General features: G+C 57.3%; 8 protein-coding genes. 6 read left to right on the forward strand and 2 right to left on the reverse strand.

The genetic code is table 11. The annotated features are described in order from the left end of the window. Nucleotides 1-321: 321 nt before the first annotated feature. On the forward strand, nt 322-570 hold the full coding sequence (locus tag VZ95_RS24245; RefSeq protein WP_156995316.1) for a hypothetical protein: 249 nt from the start codon (nt 322-324) through the stop codon (nt 568-570). 83 nt (nt 571-653) lie between these two features. Here VZ95_RS24245 and VZ95_RS14510 read toward each other — a convergent pair whose 3' ends face one another. After that, nucleotides 654-896, reverse strand: a complete 243-nt coding sequence (locus VZ95_RS14510; RefSeq protein WP_045776491.1) for a hypothetical protein — start codon at nt 894-896, stop codon at nt 654-656. Nucleotides 897-982: 86 nt separating this feature from the next. Here VZ95_RS14510 and VZ95_RS14515 point away from each other — a divergent pair, with 86 nt between their 5' ends. From VZ95_RS14515 to VZ95_RS14535, 5 genes are all read left to right on the forward strand, one after another. Next, nucleotides 983-1,441, forward strand: a complete 459-nt coding sequence (locus VZ95_RS14515; RefSeq protein WP_045776492.1) for a helix-turn-helix domain-containing protein — start codon at nt 983-985, stop codon at nt 1,439-1,441. A 100-nt stretch (nt 1,442-1,541) separates the two neighbouring features. Next, entirely contained in the window at nt 1,542-1,898 is a 357-nt protein-coding gene (locus tag VZ95_RS24250; RefSeq protein WP_045776493.1) for a hypothetical protein, read from the forward strand. Then, nucleotides 1,891-2,166, forward strand: coding sequence for a GapR family DNA-binding domain-containing protein (locus tag VZ95_RS23145; protein WP_198148316.1), 276 nt, complete (start codon nt 1,891-1,893; stop codon nt 2,164-2,166). Before VZ95_RS24250 ends, VZ95_RS23145 begins: the two co-directional genes overlap by 8 nt. Then, entirely contained in the window at nt 2,163-2,558 is a 396-nt protein-coding gene (locus tag VZ95_RS14530; RefSeq protein ID WP_045776495.1) for an SANT/Myb-like DNA-binding domain-containing protein, read from the forward strand. Before VZ95_RS23145 ends, VZ95_RS14530 begins: the two co-directional genes overlap by 4 nt. 157 nt (nt 2,559-2,715) lie before the next feature. Then, nucleotides 2,716-2,901: a helix-turn-helix transcriptional regulator gene (locus tag VZ95_RS14535; protein ID WP_045776496.1), complete on the forward strand. Its 186-nt coding sequence runs from the start codon at nt 2,716-2,718 to the stop codon at nt 2,899-2,901. 3 nt (nt 2,902-2,904) lie between these two features. Here the strand turns inward: VZ95_RS14535 and VZ95_RS24255 are convergent. After that, on the reverse strand, nt 2,905-3,266 hold a 362-nt coding region (locus tag VZ95_RS24255; RefSeq protein ID WP_232302675.1), incomplete at its 5' end, for a hypothetical protein.

Here is a 3,266-nt window from a genome sequence, read left to right on the forward strand (position 1 = left end):
TTACATTATGAAATCGCGACTAACACGCAGCGAAATTGATAAAATTGACTGGACAGGGGTTTGATAAATACTCAGTTTTAAATCTGATGCAACTTATCAGGGTCGATGATATCGCTAAGGACTATCAATTCGACTATTGCGGTACAGCTTCAGAACGGCGGAGAATGGCTGATTTTTGCCTAAACCTCTCTCGCCTCACCCGTCCCTAACATCAAAAATATCAGCCTGACAAAAAAATATAAGCCAAACTTAACTTTCATATTGCAGCAAAATTTAAGCGTGACTTAAATTCTCTCCATCACAACCGATGGAGCGCCGATCATGGCCGACCCGATTGCCGAGACCACTCCCGCACCAGACATTCCTCAGCAGCGCGCCGAACGCCGCCTATCCGAACAGGAAAGGTCGAAAGCCCGCAACCGCGAAGCCCATGAAAACCGCGTTCGGGACGAATGCTATAAAGCCGCCCTTCACGACACGGCGTTTTTTTGCCGCGCAGGCCGCAAACGCTGCGCTGGATTATGCGGCCCACAGGTTTCGCGCCGACCCTTCGACCCAGCGCGCGTTTGAAGCGCTGCTGGAGGCAGCAGAATCCTACCACACTGCCTTTCGCCACAATTACCTAACCCGGCTGAAAGCCGCAGGCGTCGCGCCTACAGAATCGTCACCCGTGGATTGCTCGGGCGACTCCGCAGCCGCGTAGCGGCCCGCTCGCGCGCCTCGACCACCAGAATAATCGCCTCCTCAAACTGCTTGCCGCGTTCGTCCGGGTTCAACTCCTGATCGGCAGTTTTGCGCTGCTCATCGGTTTGAGCAATTTCGTGCTGGTACTGCCATGCCCGCACATCTGCCGCAACGAGTGCCGCTGCAGCCTGAACATCACCATCTGTCACCATTCTTCCCTCCCTTGGGCGCATCTACAACCGCAAGACGGTATCGCGCTGAGGAAAGCCCTACAACCCGATTGATGGGAGCAACGCCCATGACTACCCCCTTCAAACGCCGTCGCGGCAGTCGCGGCACCCCGGACGGCAAGCCCAACCCCGTTGACGTGCATGTCGGTTCCCGCGTTCGCCTGCGCCGCACGCTTTTGGGCATGAGGCAGGAAAAGCTAGGCGCGGCCATCGGACTGACCTTTCAGCAGGTCCAGAAGTACGAACGCGGCGCAAATCGCATTGGCGCGGGGCGCTTGTTTGAACTCGCCCAAGTGCTCGACGTCCCCGTGGCCTTCTTTTTCGATGATATGAGCACCGCCACCAGCGGCGGCCCCGTGCCCGGCATGACCGAAGCCGCGCCGGATTTCGACAGCAAGGATCTATCCAAGCGCGAAATCTTGGAACTCGCCCGCGCGTTCGACCGGATCAAGGATGAGAAAGTCCGCAAAAGCGTGCTGGAACTCACGAAGAGCCTGGGGCGGGCTCAAGAACGGGGGGAGGCATGACCCGCCGCCGCGACCCTGCGGAGGCGCTTCGGGAAGCGCGCGCCCTCTACTGGGACGGGCTGACCGGCGATTTCTCGCTGACAGAGCCGGAGGAGCCGTAATGATGCCGCAGCCCTCCTTTTGGTCCGCTTGGCGCATCGCCTGGAACCAATTTTTCCAACTGGCGGCCGCCGCAACCGCTGCGCCGCCCTGCCCCGAGCATATTCAAGTTGGCGCGGTGCTGCACTGCTACACCGTCGGCATGGTCCGCGTGGCCGAGATCGACCAAAAGCATGGGCTTTGCTGGGTTCAGCAGCCGCGCGGCCAGCCCTGGACGGTGCCTTATACCGCCCTGAGCCTGCCGAATGCCGCCGAACTCTTCGGCTATCAGGCGGAGATCGCCCGCCGCACCCGTCCGCCGCGCCCGGCTATCGGCGGGGCCATCATCCTGCAATTCCCACGAGGCCATCATGAGTGATGCTCCCGATAATCCGGACGCCAAGGCGCAGTTACGCGGCTTTGCCGACCGTTTCCACCTTTTGCTTGATGAACGCCAGCGCATTACCGAGGACATAAAGACATTGAGTGATGAGGTTGAAACTGCGGGCTTCGACAAAAAAGCCCTCCGCAAAGCCGTCGACACCGAACGCAAGAACCGCCGCGCCGCGCTGGAAGGCGACGAAAACTATCAACTCTACAAAGGCGCGCTCGGCATAACACTTGAGACCGAGGGAGATGACGCATGACGCTCGATCTTCCCGCCCTCACCGCCGAACGCGACGCCTGGAATACCGCCAACCCGCCCGGCACTTGGGTTAAGGCGTGGCTTGCCGACTTCGGGCCGATCGTGACAACCACCCGCCTTCCCGCCGCGCTTCTTGGTTCCGGCCAACTCGTTGTGTGGCTTCATAATGTCGATAAGGCCGTGCCGATCACGGCGGTAACGCCGATCGACCCGCCCACAGAAGCCGACCGCGTGGGGCTTATCGCGCAGCACCCCTGGAACACCACCGACGAGCGGGATTTATTAGCCCGCCGCCTGCGGGGCGAAAGCTTCCGCCAGATCGCCGACGATCTGGGCCGCCCCCCGCTGGCGTGCGAAGAACGCTACCAGCAGATCCGGCAGGGTGCCGCATGATCCAAGCGATTTTCACGCGCGGCCGGTGGCTCGGCCCAGCCCCCAACCGCAGCCCCTGCGCCGCACACTAAAACCCCTCCCCTGGCACCGCGCCGCCGACGAATGGCCTAGCCGCGCCAAAATTCTACTGCCCCGGATGGGGTGAGGAGACAGAGACATGAGCGACCATATTCAACTGCTGAAGATCACCGAAGTCTGCGCCCGGCTTTCGATCGGGCGCAGCCAGGTGTACCGGCTGGTTCAGCAGAAGGTTTTGCCCCCGCCGATCCATATTGGAAAGCGGAGCGCGCGGTGGGTGGCGAGCGAGATTGATCGCGCAATTCTTCAGAAAATTAGAATATAGACCCTAAGTACGGCCTATCTCTCCGGCCACAAAAAAATAAATAAACTTTAAAAACCATTCATTAAAATGGTATTCAAAATACGGTTGATCTATAAATTTATTTAATTCCTTCTTTTTTTTGTTATCAGACAGAACGTTAGACAAAAGATTATCACTCCATACCGGCAGCGCAATTTTCTCTATTTCACTTACCTCATCTATGCAGTATTTCTTCTTAATCCATTCCTTCGACTCTGTATCATTAGCATGACTCGACAAGCGTTTCATAGATATTCTAGTTTTAATGTCATAATATAACCATAGACAATCTTTGGCATGATCTTGCCCTTGATTATTCAACAGATTTCGCAGATTTTCTAGTTGAT

This window comes from Elstera litoralis, from assembly GCF_000963705.1.
In the GTDB taxonomy this organism is placed as follows: domain Bacteria; phylum Pseudomonadota; class Alphaproteobacteria; order Elsterales; family Elsteraceae; genus Elstera; species Elstera litoralis.